The sequence below is a fragment of the Actinoplanes sp. NPDC020271 genome (genome assembly GCF_044388125.1).
Taxonomy (GTDB): Bacteria; Actinomycetota; Actinomycetes; order Mycobacteriales; family Micromonosporaceae; genus Actinoplanes.
In genome coordinates this window covers 301,646-320,113 of sequence record NZ_JBIRWQ010000003.1, presented here as the reverse complement: position 1 = coordinate 320,113, position 18,468 = coordinate 301,646, and the positions used below count along the sequence as shown (strand labels likewise).

Genomic DNA, 18,468 nt, shown 5'->3' with positions numbered 1-18,468 from the left:
GGGCCCGGCTGAGTCAGCCGCCCGCCGCGGCTGACGAGCTCGACGACCTGGACTTCGCGGACGACCTGGCTTTCCAGGACGACCTCGACAGCTGGGAGATCGCGGTCGCCTGCGCTCCGGATCCGGAGCGCAGGCGGCCGGATGATCAGTCCTGAAGCAGGTGGCGGCGCATGGAGGTGATCTCGGTGCCGGTGAGGCCGAGGTCGCGTACGTAACCCTCGACGGAGCCGTGCAGGGCACGAAGGTCGTCGAGGAACAGCTGCATCGCGGCGGCCGGGGAGTCGAACATGTGCTCATTACCCCGTACGGCATCGGGGTCGGTTCTCAAAAGGTATTCGGTCAGGGGCGCCATCGCGTCGGTGGTGAGCGCGTAGTCCTCGGCGATGTCCGTGTCCGAGACGCCGAGCAGGGACAGGGTGAGGGCGCAGATCGTGCCGGTCCGGTCCTTGCCGGCCATGCAGTGCACGACGACCGGCGCGGCGGCCGGGTCGGCGATCAGGCGCAGCGATTCGAGGATGCCCTCGCGGCCGTCCTCGGCGAAGTTCAGGTACCGGTCGGCGAGCCAGCGCTCGTGGACCGTGCCTTCGGGGTGCCCGACCTCGTCCCAGTCGATGTGCTTGATGACCAGGTTGCGGTAGTCGAGCCCATACCTCTGGTGGACGCGGCCGAACTTCTCCACCTCGAACGGGCGGCGCAGGTCGATGACCGTGCGGATGCCGAGGGCGGTGAAGGCCGCAGTGTCCTCGTCGCCGATCCGGTGCAGCGAGTCGGCCCGGAAGAGCCGCCGCCATCGCACCGTCCGGCCGTCGAGGCCGGTGTAACCACCGACATCGCGGAAGTTGTAGGTCGCGGAGAAGCCGAGATTTCGCGAGTACTGTTCAGCAACCACGTGCCCAACCTATCCTCCGGGGTCGATGGCCTGACCCCGGAGGGCAGCCGTCTCAGAGGCCGATCACGTGCAGAGTGGGCGGCCCGCCGGCGGGCGGTCGCGTGACCACGTACGGGCGGGTCGGCGTCGGGCGACCAGACGACGCCGCGCGGGGCGACCACGTCGGTGCTGACGTCCGGGCGGCGCGGCCGTCCCAACTTGTGGATTTGTAGTCCCATCCGTCGCACCGCGTGACATGCTGCATGGCGTGACCCACCTCGTGCTGATTATTCGCACCTAGCGCGCCGGCTGACGACTTCGCCGACGCGCAGACCTCCCGCATCCGCGGGGGGTCTTTTTGTTGTGGGTGTATGGGTGCCGACTGAAAGGACCTCCCCGATGGACTACCAGGTGTTCGACACGACGCTGCGCGACGGCGGGCAGCGCGAGGGAATCAGCTACACGGTCGCCGACAAACTCGCCGTCGCGCGGCTGCTGGACGAGTTCGGCGTGGGTTTCATCGAGGGCGGCTGGCCGGGCGCCATGCCGAAGGACACCGAGTTCTTCGAACGGGCGAAGACCGAGCTGGAGTTGAAGAACGCGGTGCTGGTGGCGTTCGGCGCGACCCGCAAGGCCGGTGTCGACGTGGCCGCGGACGCGCAGGTCAAGGCGCTGCTGGACGCCGAGACCCCGGTGGTCTGCGTGGTGGCCAAGTCGGATGTCCGGCACGTGGAGCGGGCGCTGCGCACCACGCCGGAGGAGAACCTGGCGATGGTCCGGGACACCGTCCAGCACCTGGTCGCGAACGGCCGCCGCGCGTTCGTGGACTGTGAGCACTTCTTCGACGGCTTCCGCTTCGACCCGGAGTACACCGCGTCGGTGGTGAAGACCGCGATCGACGCCGGCGCCGAGCGCGTGGTCATGTGCGACACCAACGGCGGCATGCTCCCCTCGATGATCACGAAAGCGGTCACCGAGGTGGTCGAGCGCACCGGGGTGAGCGCCGACCGGCTCGGCATCCACTGCCAGAACGACACCGCCTGCGCGGTGGCGAACACGATCGCCGCGGTCGAGGCCGGGGTGAAGCACTTCCAGTGCACCGCGAACGGCTACGGCGAACGCCCCGGCAACGCTGACCTGTTCGCCGTGGTCAGCAACCTGCAACTCAAGCTCGGGCTGAAGGTCCTACCGGACGGATGCCTGGAGAAGGCGACGCGGGTCTCCACCGCGCTCGCCGAGATCGCCAACATCGCCCCCGACACCCACCAGGCCTATGTCGGGGCCGCCGCGTTCGCTCACAAGGCGGGCCTGCACGCGAGTGCGATCAAGGTGGATCCGCTGCTCTACAACCACGTCGACCCGTCGGTTGTCGGCAACGACATGCGGATCCTGGTGACCGAGATGGCCGGCCGGGCCAGCATCGAGCTCAAGGCCCGCGAGCTCGGCATCGACCTGGCCGGCCATCCGGAAACCCTGTCCACGGTCACTCAGAAGGTGAAGGACCTGGAGGCCGTCGGCTGGTCGTTCGAGGCCGCCGACGCCTCGTTCGAGCTGCTGGTCCGCGGGGAGCTGCCGGGCGACGACGTCTCCGCGCCGTTCACCCTGGAGTCCTACCGGGTGCTGGTCGAGCACCGCGAGGACGGCAAGGTGATCTCCGAGGCGACGGTGAAGGTGCGCGTCAAGGGCGAGCGTGTGATCGCGACCGCCGAGGGCAACGGCCCGGTCAACGCGCTCGACGAGGCGTTGCGCACCGCGCTCTCCAACCACTTCCCCGCCCTGAAGTCGTTCGAACTGACCGATTTCAAGGTACGGATCCTGGAAGGCACCCACGGCACCAACGCGATCACCCGCGTCCTGCTGGACACGGGCGACCACCAGCGCGATTGGACCACGGTCGGCGTGCACGAGAACATCGTCGAGGCGAGCTGGACCGCCCTGGTCGACGCCCTCACCTACGGCCTGGCCAAGAGCTGATTGCTGAGTCTGATTGCTCCGCTTCGCTCCGCGGGTGATCGCCTGGTAACCGGTGAGGAGGCAGCTGGTTTTCCGACGCCCGCGGGGTGTGCGGGTGGCGGAAAACCAGCTGCCTCCTCACCGGCGGCGATCACCGGATGGTGGCGGCGGCGCGGATCAGGGCGATCGCCTCCGCGCCGGGCATCGGGTCGAGTTGCCGCCCGCCCCGCAGCCGGAGTGAGACGAGCCCTTCGTCCCGGGCGCCGACCACCGCGATGTACGGCACTTTGGAGGCGGCCCGGATCCGCGCCCCGAGCGAACCGTCCCGGATCTCGACGGCGCGCAGCCCGGCGGCGACCGCCGAGGCCGCGAACGACGAGTCGACTCCGACGGGCAGGACGGCGAGCTGGACCGGGGCGTACCAGACCGGGAACGCGCCTTCGTGCTCCTCGATGAGCTGCCCGAACAGCCGCTCCATCGACCCGGCCAGACTGCGGTGGATCATCACCGGGCGGGCGCGGGCGCCGGACGCGCCGACGTAGGACAGGTCGAACCGCTCCGGCTGGTGGAAGTCGATCTGGACGGTGGCGACGGTCCATTCACGGCCGGCCGCATCCACCACCTGCACGTCGATCTTCGGGCCGTAGAACGCGGCTTCTCCGGCTTTCCCGGCGTACTCGATGGAAGCGTCGGAAAGCGCGCCCCGCAGCAAGGCCTCCGAGCGCGCCCAGCTCTCGTCGTCGCCGCCGTATTTCTTGCCCGGCCCGCGCAGCGAGAGCTGATAGTTCGCGGGCCGCAGGCCGAGCGCCGCATGCGATTCACGCATCAGCCGCAGCACACCGGCCACCTCGCCCGCCGCTTTTTCCTCCGGGCAGAAGATGTGCGCGTCGTTCAGCGCGATCGACCGCACCCGGGAAAGGCCGCCGAGCACGCCGGAGCGTTCCTGGCGATACATCTGCCCCAGTTCGGCGATTCGCAAGGGCATTTCCCGGTACGACCGTTGCCGCGCCTTGAAGATCAGTGCGTGATGGGGGCACAAACTGGGTCGCAGCATCAGTTCGTCCTCACCGGCCGGCATCGGCGGAAACATGTCGCCGGCGAAGTTCGCCAAGTGCCCGGACAGCTCGTACATCGCGCGTTTGCCCAGCGCGGGGGAGTAGACGTGCTGGTAGCCGTGGCGCCGTTCGAGGTCGTGGAGGTAGTTCTCCACCTCACGCCGTGCCGCCGCGCCGGCCGGGAGCCAGAACGGCAGCCCGGCCCCGATCAGCGGGTCGGAGTCGAAAAGGTCCAGCTCGCGGCCGAGTTTACGGTGGTCGATCATCACGGGTCTCCTTCTGGGGAAGGGCAACCCGCACGAAAAAGGCCTCGGGCAGGTTGCCCGAGGCCGATTCGTCAGCGCGATTCGACGCCGGGTGGTCCCGGCGTGGTCGTGATCGCGTCGAAAAGCATGGTGCCGACCCTATGCGGAAGGCGCCTGCCGCTCCAGCCAATTCTCCACGGTGATCTGGAACAGGTAGTGGTCCTGCCACTCACCGGCGATCTTCAGATATCGCGGCGCCAGGCCGAACCGTTCGAAACCGTTCTTGACCAGCACCCGTTGCGACCGTTCGTTGTGCAGCAGCGTGCCTGCCTCGACCCGGTGCAGCTCGTGCTCGGTGAACGCCAGGCGCAGGAGCTGGGCCACCGCCTGTGACGCGACGCCCTTGCCCGTGTGTACCGGTGACACCCAGTAGCCGAGGCTGCAGGACTGGAACGGGCCGCGGACCAGGTTGTTCAGGTTCACCCGCCCGGCGATCGCACCGTCGACCACGATCACGTACGGCAGGGCGGGGCCGCGCAGCACGTCGGCGACGACCTGCCGCTGCCCGTCCTCGGTCCAGAAACTCTCGTCGCGGATCGGGTCCCACGGCGCGAGGTGCTCGCGGCTGGCATTCAGCACCGTGGTCAACTCGGGTACGTCGGCCAGGGCCAGAGGGCGGACGGCGACGCTCATGACGCCGCCGGGAGGGTCAGCTCGGCGACCACCGAGCGGTGGTCCGAGTCCTTCACGCCGTGCACGGACACGTCACGTACTCCGATCTGCTGGTCGACCAGAACATGATCGATCATGACCGGTGGGATGAGATCCCCGTCATACGGCCCCCAGGTGCCGACCCATCCCTGACCGACGGTGTCCGCCGCGTCCCGGTAACCGTGGGCGATCAGCGTGCGCAACGCGCTGTGGTCGAGCGTCGAGTTGAAGTCGCCGAGCAGGATCCGCCGCGGGTTGTCGCCGTCCGAGCGCGGCTCGTTCGCCAGGTCCGTCCGCCAGTCCCCGAACCACTGCGGCAGGGCCGGCGCCGACGGATGCACCGACTCGACGACGACCGGCGCGGCCCCGGGCGCCAGGAGCGTCCCGGACGCCTGAAGGAAGCCACCGTGGTTGCGCTGCGAGTTCGGCTCGGCCAGCGGATAACGCGAATACAGCCCGGAGCCGCTGGCCCCCGGCTCGGCCGCCGGCGAACGGTAGGGCAGAAGCTCGTCCAGCCCGGCCGCGGTCAGCCCGGCCAGCGTCTTCGGCGCGAACTCCTGCAACGCCAGCACGTCGACGCGATTCTCCTTGACCAGGCGGACGACGTCGGCCGTGTCCGCGCCGCCGAGCAGCATGTTCGCCGTCATCACCCGCAGCACCACGCCCTGGCCCGGTCCTTTGTCGAGATCGGGCAGCGCCCGCGGCACGACACACGCCGCCAGCACGACCGCGATCAACGACGCCACCAGGCCGGCCACGCGCCGCCTGAGGACCAGGGTCACAACCGCCAAGATCAAAGACCCGATCGCCACGTACGGCGTGAAAGCCAGCAGTTGAATCAGCCGGCCCGGCTCCCAGCCGCCGACCCGGATCACCGTCCACACCAGTCCCGGCGTCAACAGGATCCACAGCAGGACCGTGAGCACTTTGCTGCGAGCCTGGCGCGCCTTCACCGGCGCGTCGGTGATCGTCATGGGCGCGACGTTATCCGACTCCAACCACCGCAAAACGCCGCCGGTGAGGCGACAGCTGATTTTTCCACGCCCGCGGGGTTCGCGGGCGGCGGGAAATCAACTGCCTCCTCACCGGTTACAAGGCGTTTCACCGCGGAGCGAAGCGAGCAATCAGGCTTCGTTCACGTCGCCGAAGGCGGCCAGATCCTCGCGGATCTTCTCGCCGTCACCCTCGACGACCAGCGTCAACCCGTCCACCGCGAGGTGCCGCCGAGCGGCCTCGGACACCGTCTCGACGGTCGCCTCCAGGTACTCCTGGCGCAGCGTCTCGTAGTAGTCGTCCGGCAGCCCGTGCACGACCAGGCTGGCCAGCGCCCCGGCGATCGCCCCCGGCGTCTGCATCTCCACCGACAGCTGACCGGCCCGCCACGAGCGCGCCACCGCCAGTTCGGCCTCGGTGACGCCCTCCTCCTGGGTGCGCCGGATCTCGCCGAGCGTGTCCTTGATCGCCGGGCCGGTCACCGCCGTCTGCACCCCGGCCGCCACCTCGAACCGGCCGGCCCGGCGGGTCATCGCGTAGGAGCCGCGAATCCCGTACGTGTAGCCCTTGACCTCGCGGATCAGGTGGTTCAGCCGGGACGTGAACGCCCCGCCCAGCACCGTCGCGGCCAGCGTCATCGGCACGTAGTCGGGGGTGGCCCGCTCCGGCGCCCGGTGACCGAGCCGCAGTGTCGACTGCACCGAACCGGGCCGGTCGACCAGGATCACGTGCGGTTTCGCCGGGATCGTCAGACCCAGCGGCGCCGACGGCGACAGTGCCTGCCCCCCGGTGCCGCTGAACGCGGCCTCGGCCAGCTCGGACAGGTCCAGCCCGTCCAGGTCGCCGGCGACCAGCAGCACACCCGGCCGCAGCATCCACTCCTGGTGGAACGCGACCACGTCGTCCACGGTCACCGCCGCCACCGACGACGGGTCGCCGTGCAGCGGCTTGCGGTACCGGCCCTCGGCGGCGAACAGGGCACCGCGCAGTGCCGCGTCCGCCCGCGGGCCGGGCTGCGCCCAGTCCATCCGCAGCGCGGTCACCTCGTCGTCACGGACCCGGACCACGTCCTCCGGGTCCAGTTTCGGCGTCCGGGCGGCCTCGGCGGCCAGCCGGACCGCACCGGCCAGCTGCGGGGCCGGGGCGGAGACGCCGATCCGGAACGCGTCCCAGTCGACCGACGGCGAGAGCTCGGCGCCGAGACCTTCCAGAGCCAGCGCGTACGCCGCGGAATCCCTCTTCTTCGTGCCCTCCTCCAGCGATTTCGCCAGGACGGTGGCGGTGCCCTCGCGGCCCTCGGACTCACGGGCGGCACTCGCGTCGAGCAGCAGCACCGCCGTGGCCAGGACCTGACCGGGCAGGTGCGCGGCGACGACCGTGCCGCCGTGCGCGGTGACCCGGCGCAGAGCCGGGAACGCGTACGGCCGGGCGGTGCCGGGCTCGGGGCGCGTGGTGATCAGCGTCATCAGGCTGGACCTTCCTCGGGCAGGTACGTCAACGTGACGCGGGAGTCCTTCTGCAGCGTCCGCGTGGCCGCCTCGGTGATGTCGTCGGCGGTCACCGCCTGCCACGCCGGGAGCCGGTAACCGGCGGTCGCCGGGTCACCGAACTGGGTGGTGTAACGCCCCAGCGTGTCCGCCCGGCCGCCGACCGTGGACACCTGCCGCCACCAGCTCGTGGTCAGCAGCGCCTTCGCCCGGTTCAGCTCCTCGTCCGTCACCGGCTCGTCGATCAGGCTCTGCACCACCTCGTCGAGCCCGGCCTCCAGCGTCGCCACGTCCACACCGTCCTTCGCGGTGGCCGTGATGATCAGCGGGGCCGGGGCGTGCGCGAGATCCACCCCGTACGACCCGATGTAGTCGGGCTGGGCGATCCGCTTGCCGTCGGCCAGGCGCTGGTAGAGCCGGCTGCCCCGGCCGCTGCCCAGCACCGTGGCGAGCACGGTGATCGCGTCGTACCCGGCCGTCCCGAACGGGTACGTCCGGTGGGACAGGTAGATGCGCGGGGCGGGGACGGCCGCGGTCACGGTCTCGCGCACGGCCTCGGTGGCCGGGCCGGGCAGGTGCCCGTTCGGCGCGGGCGGGATGGCCGGAACCGGCTCGATCGGCCCGAAATACTTCTCCGCCAGCGCGAACACCTCGGCCGGCGACGCGTCTCCGGCAACCGTGAGCACGCAGTTGTTCGGCGCGTAGTACTGCGCGTGGAACGCCTTGAACGTGTCCAGCGCCGCGCCGTTCAGATCCTCCATCGACCCGATCGTGGAATGGTGATACGGGTGGCCCTCCGGGTAGAGCAGCGGCAGGAGACGCAACCAGGCATCCCCGTACGGCACGTTGTCGTACCGCTGGCGGCGCTCGTTCTTCACCACCTCGCGCTGATTGTCCAGCGTTTCCTGGGTCAGCGCCGGAACCAGGCCGCCCATCCGGTCCGCCTCCAGCCAGAGCGCCAGCTCCAGGTGCTCCGACGGCATGGACTCGAAATAGTTCGTCCGGTCCGGGTTCGTCGTGGCGTTCAGCGAACCGCCGTTGCCCTGTACGAGCTTCATGTGCTCGGTCTTCTTCACGTGCTGCGAACCCTCGAACATCAGGTGCTCGAAGAGGTGCGCGAAACCGGTCTGACCGGGCGGTTCGTGCCGGGAGCCGACGTCATACCAGAGATTGACGCAGACGACCGGAGCGGTCCGGTCCTCGCTGACGACGACGCGCAGGCCGTTCGCCAGCCGCGTGGTTTCGATGGGCCACGGATAACCGGTCGTGGCGACCGGTGCGGTTGGGGACGTCACCCGACCCATCATGCCCTGTGATGCCGTGCTCGGCCCCGGCTGCGAGGCTCCGTTCGCTCTGGGCGTTCCCGCCGAGTCGATCTATAACCGGATGGCGGCCGGGCGGTCCGGGTGCCATGCTGGGCGGCGTGCTTGAGGACGTACGGGTGAACGACCGCCTGACCATCCCGGCGGCGGAGCTCTCGTGGCGTTTCTCCCGCTCCGGTGGCCCGGGCGGCCAGGGCGTGAACACCACCGACTCCCGGGTCGAGCTTTCGTGGGACCTGCTCGGCTCCGACCTGCTGCCGGTGTCCCTGAAGGAACGTGCCGTCGAGCGACTCGGCACCCGCCTGGTCGCCGGCGTGCTCACCGTCACCGCCTCCGAACACCGCTCCCAGCTGCGTAATCGTGAGGCCGCCGCGGCCCGCCTCGGCTCCCTGATCGCCTCCGCGATCGCCGTCCCGCCCCGCGCCCGCCGCGCGACCCGCCCGACGAAGGGCTCGGTCGAGCGGCGCATCACGGCCAAGAAGCAGCGCGCCGAGACCAAGCGCAACCGCCGCAACTACCCCACCGACTGACCCCACCACCAGCCTCGCCCGCGTGCTTCGCGGTGGGCCGGGGTCCGGCCGCGGCTCGTGGCCCCGGCTGGTTCTCACGGTTGTCCGTGCCGCATAGCCACGGTGCGGACCAGCCGGAACCGGGAGCGCGCTGCGAGACCGGCCCCGTGCGGGCCTCGCGCGTGAGCGTCGATGGCGTGACCCGAACCGGTGACGGCATCGCGTGGGGCTGTCATGGGCCGGACCGGAACCGGTGCGGGTTCACGGCGTACGCGCAAATGGGGTTGATCGGGCTTTTTCGGCGGTTCTGGGATCAAGCGGTCATCTGTGGTTGTACGGGGCGACGGCTTCGCGGTTGCGGGCCGCGCCCTCGGCGCCGAGCAGGGCCTCGCAGACGCGGATCAGGCGGCTGCGCAGACCGGCGGCGCGACGGGCCAGCTCGCGCTGACGGCCGACGTATTCCGCCTTGCCCTCCGGAGTCTCGATCTTCACCGGCGGGTGACCGTAGGACGTGAGGTCGTAGGGGCTGGCCTGCATGTCGAGCAGGCGGATCTCGCCGGCCAGGGCGAAGCAGTCGAGCGCGAGCGCGCCGGGGACGGCCGGGCCGAGTTTCTGCGCCCACTTGTGCACGTCCATCGCGGCGTGCAGGCAGCCCGGCTGGTCCAGATCGACCTGGGTCGCGCGGGTGGGCTGCAGCCGGTTGAGCCCGACGGCCTCGGGCGTGAAGAAGCGGAACGCGTCGTAGTGCGTGCAGCGGATGGTGTGCTGCTCGACCACCTTGTCGGTCTCGGACTGGCCGAGCCGCAGCGGCAGCGGGTGCCGGTGCTCGGGGTCGCGGTAGACCATGGCCCACTCGTGCAGGCCGAAGCAGCCGGAGAAGACCGGGCGCGACGCGGTCGCGGTGAGCAGGCCGTGGATGTAGCGCACGCTCTCGCCGCGGCCGTGCATGAACGCGTCCTCGTCGAGGGCGACGATGCCGTCCTCGTGGGTCGCGTAGAACTTCCAGCCGGCGTGCTCGGCCAGGCCGTCGGGAGCCGAGGCCAGGCCGGCGCCGACGCCCGGGTGCCAGCGGCGCAGCATCGCCGGACGGGTCCCGTAGTAGTCGTAGAGGAAATCCTCGATGGCGTGTTTCTCACCCGTCGCCCGGCGGGCACGGTGGCCCGCGGTCATCTCGTCGGCGCGCTCGGCGTGCGCCCGGGCGAGGGGTATCCAGGTGACCGAGGGCAGCGTGGTGGTGAGTGCCCTCACCTGCTTGATCCCCATCGCACCAATGTATCTAGCCGAAGCGATCAACACGATCACCGTTAGGCGCGAATGAGCTCCGCCACGGTGTGTTCTTTCCGAGCGGCCGGAGTGCTTTTCCCGTCTTGATCGGATATCGGTGGTTTTCGGAGCGACGCCGACCAGCCGAGCCCGGGTGCGCCGGGCAGCGCGAACCCCAGCCGGGGACCGAGCCCCAGCGTCAGGACAACGACAGAATCCATGCGAAGCAATGTAGTACATCTACTACGACTTTGATAGCTTGATGGACATGACGGAGGCGGTAGTGCAGGGCGCCGGCGCGGAGCCGCTGGTCGCCGAGCCGGTCATCGAGGTTCGAGACCTGCGCATGCGATACGGGCCGAAAGAGGTCCTCGACGGCATCGGCTTCTCGGCGCGTCCCGGTGAGGTGATCGCACTCCTCGGGCCGAACGGTGCGGGCAAGACCACCACGATCGAGATCCTCGAAGGGTTCCGGCGGCGCTCGGCCGGGCACGTGCGGGTGCTCGGCGTCGACCCGGAGCACGGCGGCGAGCGCTGGCGGGCCCGGCTCGGCGTCGTCCTGCAGTCCTGGCGCGACCACGGCAAGTGGCATGTGCGTGAGCTGCTGGAGCACGTCAGCCTGCACTACGCCCCGTTCAGTACCGACCGGATCGTCCGCCCCTGGCCGGTCGACCAGCTGCTCGACGCGGTCGGCCTGACCGCCGCCGCGCGCACCCGCGTCAGCCGGCTCTCCGGTGGCCAGCGCCGCCGGCTGGACGTGGCGATCGGCATCGTCGGCCGCCCCGAGCTGCTCTTCCTCGACGAGCCGACGGTCGGTTTCGACCCGGCGGCCCGGCGTGAGTTCCACGACCTGATCCACGAGCTGACCGACATGGCCGACACCACGGTGCTGCTCACCACCCACGACCTCGACGAGGCGGAGAAACTCGCCGACCGGATCCTGATCCTGGCCGGCGGGCGGATCATCGCGAGCGGCTCGGCCGACGAGCTGTCACGGCGGGTGGCCGGCGAGTCCGAGATCCGGTGGACGCGCGACGGGCAGCGCTTCGTGCACTCCACGGCGGATGCCACGGGGTATGTGCGGGAGCTCTTCCGTCAGTACGGGAAGGCGATCGGTGACCTGGAGGTGCGCCGCTCCAGCCTGGAGGAGACCTACATGAAACTGGTGCACGAGGCGGAGGCGCGGCGATGACCCCGATCGTGATGGGGGTGCGCCGGGGCTGGATCGAGATCCGGCACACGCTCACCAACTCGACCGACCTCTGGTCGTACCTGTTCCCGGCCGTCCTGCTGCTCGGCACGGTCTACTTCATGCGGAACTCGACAGTTCCCGGCACGTCGTTCTCGCTCGGTTCGCGCACGCTGCCCGGCGTCTTCGGCATGGGCGTGGCGATGGGCGGCCTGATGACCACCTCGCAACAGTTGATCGTCGACCGGGAAGACGGCACGCTGCTGCGGGCCAAGGCCGTCCCGAGCGGGATGACCAGCTATCTGACCGGCAAGGTGGTGCTGGTCGGCGGCATGACGCTGATCGGCTTCCTGATCCAGTTGATCCCCGGCCTGTTCCTGGTCGACGGCCTGTCGGTGGACGCCGACGGCTGGCTGACCCTGCTCTGGCTGCTCCCGATCGGCTTCGTGGCGACCCTGCCGCTGGGCGCGGCGGTCGGTTCGCTCTTCGACGACCCGCGCAACATGGCGCTGGTGACGCTGCCGATCTTCGGGACGATCGCGATCTCCGGCATCTTCTATCCGATCGCGAGCCTCCCCGGCTGGCTGCAGGGTCTCGCACAGGTCTTCCCGCTCTACTGGCTAGGGTTGGGCATGCGCTCGGTCTTCCTGCCCGACTCCCTCGCCGCGGCCGAGATCGGGCATTCCTGGCGGCATCCGGAGACGTTCGGGGTGCTGGCCGGCTGGGCGGTTCTGGGCCTGGTGCTGGCCCCGATCCTGCTGCGGCGGATGGCCGCGCGGGAGTCCGGTTCGGCCGTCGCGGCGCGACGGGAGCGGGCGTTGTCCCGAGTGGGGCGCTGATGGCGAGCGAGATCACGTACAACCGGATCGCGATGCTGCGCGCCGAGCGCGGCATCTCCCGGCGGCAGCTGGCCGACGCGCTGGGCGTGCACTACCAGACCGTCGGCTACCTGGAGCGCGGCGAGTTCAGCCCCAGCCTCCACCTGGCCCTGCGCATCTGTCAGTACTTCGAGGTGCCGGTCGAGGTGGTGTTCGCCCTCGAGCCGTTCCCGCGGCTCGGTGCGGCGAGTCATCCGGCGTAGATTTCAGGGAAGTCCGTCTTCAGAGGGGATTTCCCGTGCGCTTCGCCCGCTTTGTTCATGCCGCTGGAGTGTCGTTCGGCGTCGTCGAGGGTGACGGCGCCTCCGGCCTCACAGTGGCCGAGATCAGCAGTCTGCCGTTCGAGACGGTGGTCCGCACCGGGCAGCGCTGGGCGCTTCCGGACGTGCGCCTGCTTGCGCCGATCTTCTCCAGCAAGGTGATCGGCATCGGTCGCAACTACGCCGACCACGCGGCCGAGATGGGCAACGAGGTGCCCAAGGAGCCGCTGATCTTCATCAAGCCGTCCACCTCGGTGATCGGGCCGAACGACGCGATCCGGATCCCGTCGGTCACCACCCAGGTCGAGGAGGAGGCCGAGCTCGCCGTCGTGATCGGCGCCAGCGGAGCCCGCCGCGTCGACCGTGCCGGCGCCGAGAAAGCGATCTTCGGCTACACCTGCGCCAACGACGTCACCGCCCGTGACCTGCAGCGCAAGGATCCGCAGTGGACCCGGGCCAAGGGCTTCGACTCGTTCTGCCCGCTCGGCCCGTGGATCGAGACCGAGCTGGACGTCAGCGACCTGGAGGTGCGGTGCGAGGTCGGCCGCAACCCGGAGAACATGGAGGTCCGGCAGATCGGGCGGACCAAGGACATGGTCTTCGACATCCCGAGCCTGGTCTCCTACGTCTCGCACGTGATGACGCTGCTGCCCGGTGACGTCATCCTGACCGGCACGCCGGCCGGGGTCAGCAAGATCGAGCCGGGAGACACCGTGTCGGTGAGCGTGCAGGGGATCGGGGAGCTGCGCAACACCGTGGTGGCGCTGGACTGATCCGCCGCGGTTCTCTGCGGCGGCTGCACCTGCTTTCCTGCAGCGGCTCTTCTGTCGCGGCTTCTCGCGGCGGCTTTCCTGCCGCGGCTTTTCGTGCGGCAGTTTTCGTGCGGCAGTTTTTCTCGCGGCGGCGGCCGGTGGCCGGTTTGGGGAGGCATGACATGCGGATCCTGGTCACCGGTGCCACCGGCAACGTCGGACGGCTGGTCGTCGACGAGTTGCTCGCGCTCGGCGCCACCGAGGTGCGGGCCTTCACCGTCGACCCGGCCAAGGCCGCGTTGCCCGGCGAGGTCGAGGTGGCGCTCGGACATTTCGGACGGCTCGACTCCGTCGCCGCCGCCCTGACGGGCGTCGACAAGCTCTATCTCGCTCCCCACCTACCTTCCGCTTCGGCTGTGGCCGAGCTTGCTGCCGATTCGGGCGTACGGCATATCGTCGACATGTCCGGACCCAAAGGCGCCCACTGGCAGGGCGTGGAGGACGGGGTCGAGGCGTCCGGGGTGCCGTTCACCCATCTGGAGCCGGGCGAGTTCACCTCCAACGGACTGCTCTGGGCGGCGCAGATCCGCGCCGGTGACGTGGTGCGGGACGCGTACCCGGACGTGGTGAACGCGCCGGTCGCCCAGGAGGACATCGCCGCCGTGGCCGCCCGGGTGCTGCTCGGCGGCGCGGAACATCACGGCCGGTCCTACGAGCTGACCGGGCCGGTGGCGCTCTCCCGGCGGGCGAAGGTGGCCGAGATCGGGGCGGCGCTCGGCCGTTCACTGATCTACGAAGAGTTGACCGGGGACGCCGCCCGCGACCACTTCACGGCGACGATGGGCGCGGCCGCCGCGGAGTGGTACCTGGACGGGCTGGCCCGGTCGGCCGGCCATCCGCAGCGGGCCACATCGACCGTGCACGATCTGCTGGGCCGGCCCGCGATGGGCTACCGAGAGTGGGCGAGACGTCACGCGGACCAGTTTCGGTAACCCGATTTGGCGGGCGGAGAGGGGTCGGGTAAAGTTCTCAACGGCTCGGCAAGCCGGGCCAAATGGGGTATGGGGTAATTGGCAGCCCGACTGATTCTGGTTCAGTTAGTCTAGGTTCGAGTCCTGGTACCCCAGCGGTGTCAACTGCTGGTTTGGTTGGCTTCGCTGGAGCGCTTCGGCGCAACGGCAGTTCTGGTCCCGTCGTCTAGCGGCCTAGGACGCCGCCCTCTCAAGGCGGTAGCGAGGGTTCGAATCCCTTCGGGACTACTTCTGGGTAACGGCTCACATCCGGTTGGATGTGGGCCGTTTCGCTTTCCCCTGCCGCCTCCACACCGCGGCCGCTCGAGTCGCCTCCACTGCGCGCCCTCTCGACCCGCGTCCGCTCGCTCGTGCTGCGTCCGCTCGCTCGTGCTGCGTCCGCTCGCTCGTGCTGCGTCCGCTCGCTCGTGCTGCGTCCGCTCGCTCGTGCTGCGTCCGCTCGCTCGTGCCGCGCCCGTCCGCTCGTGCCGCTTCCCCTCGCTCCACCCGGCCGGCGCCGAGCGCTGCTTCGTCGCCTCGGTTGCTCCACCGACGCCCAGCTCGCGTTGATCGGCTGGTCAAGAGGTGTGTTCCGAGGGTTCGGTTCCACCTCTGGGGGCCGGCTCGGTTCGGCCGGCTGGTGGGGAGAGGCGTATGAGCGACTTGATCGTGGCCGTCGGAGTTGGTGGCGATTGGTGGGCTGGCGGCGGTTGGTTCGGCAGCGCGGCCGATGGGGCTGTGGGGGTGGTCACGAGGCGGGTGGTGAGCGGTCGACCGATTCGAGGATTCGGTGAAGGTGCTGATAGAGTTCAGCCCGCCGCTCGGGAAGAGCGGTGAAACAAAAGTTCTCGGTCCCGTCGTCTAGCGGCCTAGGACGCCGCCCTCTCAAGGCGGTAGCGAGGGTTCGAATCCCTTCGGGACTACCACGATGTGTGGCCCGCACCGTTTACGGTGCGGGCCATTTTCGTTCCGAGTTGCGGAGGCTCTGCCGGGAGCGGAGTTCGGGGCCGGGGCGGCGGTTCGCCGGGATACTGCGACGATGACCGATCTCACGGTGCGGCGGGTGGACTTCGGATACTTCGTGCGGCCCGCGGAGGAGACCGGAATCGTTCAGCCCGCGTCGAGCCCGTCCCCGGCTATCTGATCGATCACCCCGACGGCGCGATCCTGGTGGACACCGGGATGGGAGACGCGCCGCGCCGGGATGGGATACGCGCCGCGCCGGGATGGGACTGCCGCCGGCCTGGCTGGACCGGATCTTCGCCCTCGATCCGCGCCGGGTCCTGTTTCGCCCACGACAACGCCGTCTGGACCCCGTGACCACCCGCGCACGGCCTGATGCCGTCCGGGCCGTGCCGGGCTCACGGCGTTCGGGCTCACGGCGTTCGGGCTCACGACGTTCGGGGTCGCGATGCGGGGCTCCCGGCGCGCGGTGCGCGGTGCGTGGCTCGCGGTGGGCGGTGCGTGGTGCGCGGTGCGTGGCTCGCGGTGGGCGGTGGGCGGTGTGCGGTGCGTGGCTCGCGGTGCGGGGCTCGCGGTGCGGGGGTCGCGGTGCGCGGTGCGGGGGTCGCGGCACGTGAGGCGCGGGTCGGCGCGGGCGGCCCTACGGGGCGGGGCCCGGGGCGGGGCGCGGGGCGGGCGCGCTCACGGCGTACGGGGAAGGGCGAAGCCGCCGGAAGCGGACCGGGAGACGCAGCCGCAGCCTGGAGTGGCGCAACGCAGGCGCCCGATGGGTGCGCAGGCAACCATCGGGCGGGAGATGCGGGGGAGTGGGTCAGAGACCGGAGAGCCGCTGACCAGCGCGGACCACGGCCATCGCGTGCCGCTCGCCGGGGCGGCGGCCGAGGCGTTCGATCGGACCGCTTATGGAGATGGACGCGATGACCCGGCCTGTCCGGTCGCGGATCGGCGCGGAGACGCTGGCCACTCCGGGCTCGCGTTCGGCGACGCTCTGCGCCCAGCCGCGGCGGCGGACCTCGGCGAGGGTGCGGCCGGTGAACTTGCAGCGCGGCAGGAGCGGCATCACGGCCTCGGGGGGCTCCCATGCGAGCAGGATCTGGGCGGCCGAGCCGGCGACCATCGGGAGGACCGATCCGACCGGCACGGTGTCGCGGAGGCCACTGGCGCGTTCGGCGGCGGCGACGCAGATCCGTTCGTCGGCGCGGCGCAAGTAGAGCTGCGCGGATTCTCCGGTCGCGTCCCGCAATGCGGAAAGCAGGGGCTCGGCTGCGGTCAGCAGAACGTCGGGTGCGGCGTTCGCCAACTCGCCCAGGCGGGGGCCCGGACGCCACCTTCCCTGCGTGTCCCGGACCAGCATCCGATGGATCTCCAGGGCCTGTGCCAGGCGATGTGCGGTCGCCCGGGGAAGCTTGGTGCGCTCGACCAATTCGGCCAGGCTGGCGCCGTCGACACATGCGGCGAGAATGACAACCGCCTTGTCGAGAACGCCTACGCCGCTCATACTGTGTCCCACAAGCCGAAACATACATTCCAGAATTTAGGATGTCCAGATGGTGGGAGTCACTCCCCGGAGCGGGAAACCCAGGACCCTGGCCGAGAAGGTCTGGGATGACCACGTGGTGCGCACGGCCGAAGGCGAGCCGGACCTGCTCTTCATCGACCTGCACCTGCTGCACGAGGTCACCAGCCCGCAGGCGTTCGACGGCCTGCGGATGGCCGGCCGGCCCGTTCGACGGACCGACCTCACGCTCGCGACGGAAGACCACAACACCCCGACCGGGTATGCGGATCCGTCGTTCAACACCCGCCGGGGCGAGCTGCTGACCATCGCTGACACGGTCTCCCGGACGCAGATCGAGACCCTGCGGAAGAACTGTGCCGAGTTCGGGGTGCAGATCCGCCCGCTCGGTGACGTGAACCAGGGCATCGTGCACGTCATCGGCCCGCAGCTGGGCCTGACCCAGCCCGGCACCACGATCGTCTGCGGCGACTCGCACACCGCGACCCACGGCGCGTTCGGCGCGCTGGCCTTCGGCATCGGCACCAGTGAGGTCGAGCACGTGCTCGCGACCCAGACGCTGCCGCAGTCGAAGCCGAAGACGATGGCCGTCACGGTCGTCGGCGACCTGCCCGCCGGGACGAGTGCGAAGGACCTGATCCTCGCGCTGATCACGCAGACCGGCACCGGCGGCGGCAACGGCCACATCGTGGAGTACCGCGGCGAGGCGATCCGCAAGCTCTCCATGGAGGGCCGGATGACGATCTGCAACATGTCGATCGAGTGGGGCGCCAAGGCCGGCATGATCGCGCCGGACGAGACCACGTTCGCGTACCTCAAGGGTCGTGAGCATGCCCCGAAGGGCGCCGACTGGGACGCCGCCGTCGAGTACTGGAAGACCCTCCCCACCGACGAGGGCGCGGAGTACGACACCGAGATCATCCTCGACGCCGCCGCGATCAGCCCGTTCATCACCTGGGGCACCAACCCGGGTCAGGGCGCGGCGCTGGACGGCGTGGTTCCCCGCCCCGAGGACTTCCTCGACGAGAGTGAGCGCGGCGCCGCCGAGCGCGCGCTGGCGTACATGGACCTGACCCCGGGCACGCCGTTCCGGGACGTCCCGGTCGACGTGGTCTTCGTCGGCTCGTGCACCAACGGCCGGCTGGAGGACCTGCGGGCCGCGGCCGACGTGATCCGCGGTCGCAAGGTCGCCGACGGCGTCCGGATGATGATCGTCCCCGGGTCGTACGTGGTGCGCGAGCAGGCCGAGGCCGAGGGCCTGGACAAGATCTTCACGGACGCGGGCGCCGAGTGGCGGTTCGCCGGCTGCTCGATGTGCCTCGGCATGAACCCGGACACCCTCTCGCCCGGGCAGCGCGCGGCGTCCACCTCCAACCGCAACTTCGAGGGCCGGCAGGGCAAGGGTGGCCGCACCCACCTGGTCTCGCCGCAGGTCGCCGCCGCCACCGCCGTGGTCGGCAAGCTGGCCGCCCCCGCCGACCTCTGAGCCGAGGG

16 protein-coding genes and 3 tRNA genes are annotated in these 18,468 nt (G+C 70.2%); 11 read left to right on the top strand and 8 right to left on the bottom strand.

Features of this window, described 5'->3' with window-relative positions; translation table 11 throughout:
• Positions 1 to 145: 145 nt before the first annotated feature.
• Entirely contained in the window at positions 146 to 889 is a 744-nt protein-coding gene (locus tag ACH442_RS08820; RefSeq protein WP_396337347.1) for a tyrosine-protein phosphatase, read from the bottom strand.
• A 378-nt stretch (positions 890 to 1,267) separates the two neighbouring features.
• Between ACH442_RS08820 and cimA the strand changes: the two genes are divergently transcribed.
• Positions 1,268 to 2,842 carry a citramalate synthase gene (cimA, locus tag ACH442_RS08815; RefSeq protein ID WP_396337346.1) on the top strand — a complete coding sequence of 525 codons (1,575 nt, stop codon included), beginning with the start codon at positions 1,268 to 1,270 and terminating at the stop codon, positions 2,840 to 2,842.
• Between the two features lie 130 nt (positions 2,843 to 2,972).
• On the opposite strand, the gene thrS is transcribed toward cimA, so the two are convergent.
• The 5 genes from thrS to ACH442_RS08790 all read right to left on the bottom strand — a co-directional run bounded on the left by thrS (position 2,973) and on the right by ACH442_RS08790 (position 8,616).
• Positions 2,973 to 4,142 (bottom strand): threonine--tRNA ligase, encoded by a 1,170-nt coding sequence (thrS, locus tag ACH442_RS08810; RefSeq protein WP_396337345.1) that lies wholly within the window; start codon positions 4,140 to 4,142, stop codon positions 2,973 to 2,975.
• 138 nt (positions 4,143 to 4,280) lie between these two features.
• Positions 4,281 to 4,814 (bottom strand): GNAT family N-acetyltransferase, encoded by a 534-nt coding sequence (locus tag ACH442_RS08805; protein WP_396337344.1) that lies wholly within the window; start codon positions 4,812 to 4,814, stop codon positions 4,281 to 4,283.
• Entirely contained in the window at positions 4,811 to 5,806 is a 996-nt protein-coding gene (locus ACH442_RS08800) for an endonuclease/exonuclease/phosphatase family protein (RefSeq protein WP_396337343.1), read from the bottom strand. Before ACH442_RS08800 ends, ACH442_RS08805 begins: the two co-directional genes overlap by 4 nt.
• Positions 5,807 to 5,956: 150 nt before the next feature.
• Entirely contained in the window at positions 5,957 to 7,291 is a 1,335-nt protein-coding gene (locus ACH442_RS08795; RefSeq protein ID WP_396337342.1) for a M16 family metallopeptidase, read from the bottom strand.
• Positions 7,291 to 8,616, bottom strand: a complete 1,326-nt coding sequence (locus ACH442_RS08790; RefSeq protein WP_396337603.1) for a M16 family metallopeptidase — start codon at positions 8,614 to 8,616, stop codon at positions 7,291 to 7,293. The genes ACH442_RS08795 and ACH442_RS08790 overlap by 1 nt, the downstream gene beginning before the upstream one ends.
• Positions 8,617 to 8,723: 107 nt before the next feature.
• Here ACH442_RS08790 and arfB point away from each other — a divergent pair, with 107 nt between their 5' ends.
• Positions 8,724 to 9,164, top strand: a complete 441-nt coding sequence (arfB, locus tag ACH442_RS08785) for an alternative ribosome rescue aminoacyl-tRNA hydrolase ArfB (protein ID WP_396337341.1) — start codon at positions 8,724 to 8,726, stop codon at positions 9,162 to 9,164.
• Positions 9,165 to 9,464: 300 nt separating this feature from the next.
• On the opposite strand, the gene ACH442_RS08780 is transcribed toward arfB, so the two are convergent.
• Positions 9,465 to 10,406, bottom strand: coding sequence for a 3-methyladenine DNA glycosylase (locus ACH442_RS08780; protein WP_396337340.1), 942 nt, complete (start codon positions 10,404 to 10,406; stop codon positions 9,465 to 9,467).
• A 268-nt stretch (positions 10,407 to 10,674) separates the two neighbouring features.
• Here ACH442_RS08780 and ACH442_RS08775 point away from each other — a divergent pair, with 268 nt between their 5' ends.
• The 8 genes from ACH442_RS08775 (at position 10,675) to ACH442_RS08740 (ending at position 15,421) form a co-directional block, all read left to right on the top strand.
• Positions 10,675 to 11,598: an ABC transporter ATP-binding protein gene (locus tag ACH442_RS08775; RefSeq protein ID WP_396337339.1), complete on the top strand. Its 924-nt coding sequence runs from the start codon at positions 10,675 to 10,677 to the stop codon at positions 11,596 to 11,598.
• The gene (locus tag ACH442_RS08770) at positions 11,595 to 12,434 is read left to right on the top strand and encodes an ABC transporter permease (RefSeq protein ID WP_396337338.1); all 840 of its coding nucleotides are present in this window, start codon (positions 11,595 to 11,597) and stop codon (positions 12,432 to 12,434) included. Before ACH442_RS08775 ends, ACH442_RS08770 begins: the two co-directional genes overlap by 4 nt.
• Positions 12,434 to 12,676 (top strand): helix-turn-helix transcriptional regulator, encoded by a 243-nt coding sequence (locus tag ACH442_RS08765; protein WP_396337337.1) that lies wholly within the window; start codon positions 12,434 to 12,436, stop codon positions 12,674 to 12,676. The genes ACH442_RS08770 and ACH442_RS08765 overlap by 1 nt, the downstream gene beginning before the upstream one ends.
• A gap of 35 nt (positions 12,677 to 12,711) precedes the next feature.
• The gene (locus ACH442_RS08760; RefSeq protein WP_396337336.1) at positions 12,712 to 13,506 is read left to right on the top strand and encodes a fumarylacetoacetate hydrolase family protein; all 795 of its coding nucleotides are present in this window, start codon (positions 12,712 to 12,714) and stop codon (positions 13,504 to 13,506) included.
• A gap of 161 nt (positions 13,507 to 13,667) precedes the next feature.
• Positions 13,668 to 14,477, top strand: coding sequence for an SDR family oxidoreductase (locus tag ACH442_RS08755; RefSeq protein ID WP_396337335.1), 810 nt, complete (start codon positions 13,668 to 13,670; stop codon positions 14,475 to 14,477).
• Between the two features lie 63 nt (positions 14,478 to 14,540).
• Positions 14,541 to 14,612: transfer RNA gene (locus tag ACH442_RS08750), tRNA-Gln, on the top strand.
• Positions 14,613 to 14,671: 59 nt separating this feature from the next.
• Positions 14,672 to 14,744, top strand: a tRNA-Glu gene (locus ACH442_RS08745).
• Positions 14,745 to 15,345: 601 nt separating this feature from the next.
• Positions 15,346 to 15,421 (top strand) — tRNA-Glu (locus ACH442_RS08740).
• A gap of 848 nt (positions 15,422 to 16,269) precedes the next feature.
• Here the strand turns inward: ACH442_RS08740 and ACH442_RS08735 are convergent.
• Complete coding sequence (locus ACH442_RS08735) at positions 16,270 to 16,956, bottom strand: IclR family transcriptional regulator (RefSeq protein WP_014447202.1); 687 nt, start codon at positions 16,954 to 16,956, stop codon at positions 16,270 to 16,272.
• Positions 16,957 to 17,005: 49 nt separating this feature from the next.
• Here ACH442_RS08735 and leuC point away from each other — a divergent pair, with 49 nt between their 5' ends.
• Complete coding sequence (gene leuC / locus ACH442_RS08730) at positions 17,006 to 18,460, top strand: 3-isopropylmalate dehydratase large subunit (RefSeq protein WP_396337334.1); 1,455 nt, start codon at positions 17,006 to 17,008, stop codon at positions 18,458 to 18,460.
• The last annotated feature ends 8 nt before the right edge of the window (positions 18,461 to 18,468 follow it).

Excerpts from the sequence above, each read along its gene's own strand:
- ACH442_RS08795 (WP_396337342.1), bottom strand. The coding sequence starts at position 7,291 with ATGACGCTGATCACCACGCGCCCCGAGCCCGGCACCGCCCGGCCGTAC.
- arfB (WP_396337341.1), top strand. The coding sequence starts at position 8,724 with ATGCTGGGCGGCGTGCTTGAGGACGTACGGGTGAACGACCGCCTGACC.
- ACH442_RS08735 (WP_014447202.1), bottom strand. The coding sequence starts at position 16,956 with ATGAGCGGCGTAGGCGTTCTCGACAAGGCGGTTGTCATTCTCGCCGCA.
- ACH442_RS08790 (WP_396337603.1), bottom strand. The coding sequence starts at position 8,616 with ATGGGTCGGGTGACGTCCCCAACCGCACCGGTCGCCACGACCGGTTAT.
- ACH442_RS08770 (WP_396337338.1), top strand. The coding sequence starts at position 11,595 with ATGACCCCGATCGTGATGGGGGTGCGCCGGGGCTGGATCGAGATCCGG.
- ACH442_RS08805 (WP_396337344.1), bottom strand. The coding sequence starts at position 4,814 with ATGAGCGTCGCCGTCCGCCCTCTGGCCCTGGCCGACGTACCCGAGTTG.
- ACH442_RS08755 (WP_396337335.1), top strand. The coding sequence starts at position 13,668 with ATGCGGATCCTGGTCACCGGTGCCACCGGCAACGTCGGACGGCTGGTC.
- ACH442_RS08775 (WP_396337339.1), top strand. The coding sequence starts at position 10,675 with ATGACGGAGGCGGTAGTGCAGGGCGCCGGCGCGGAGCCGCTGGTCGCC.
- thrS (WP_396337345.1), bottom strand. The coding sequence starts at position 4,142 with ATGATCGACCACCGTAAACTCGGCCGCGAGCTGGACCTTTTCGACTCC.
- ACH442_RS08800 (WP_396337343.1), bottom strand. The coding sequence starts at position 5,806 with ATGACGATCACCGACGCGCCGGTGAAGGCGCGCCAGGCTCGCAGCAAA.
- ACH442_RS08780 (WP_396337340.1), bottom strand. The coding sequence starts at position 10,406 with ATGGGGATCAAGCAGGTGAGGGCACTCACCACCACGCTGCCCTCGGTC.
- ACH442_RS08765 (WP_396337337.1), top strand. The coding sequence starts at position 12,434 with ATGGCGAGCGAGATCACGTACAACCGGATCGCGATGCTGCGCGCCGAG.
- leuC (WP_396337334.1), top strand. The coding sequence starts at position 17,006 with ATGGTGGGAGTCACTCCCCGGAGCGGGAAACCCAGGACCCTGGCCGAG.
- cimA (WP_396337346.1), top strand. The coding sequence starts at position 1,268 with ATGGACTACCAGGTGTTCGACACGACGCTGCGCGACGGCGGGCAGCGC.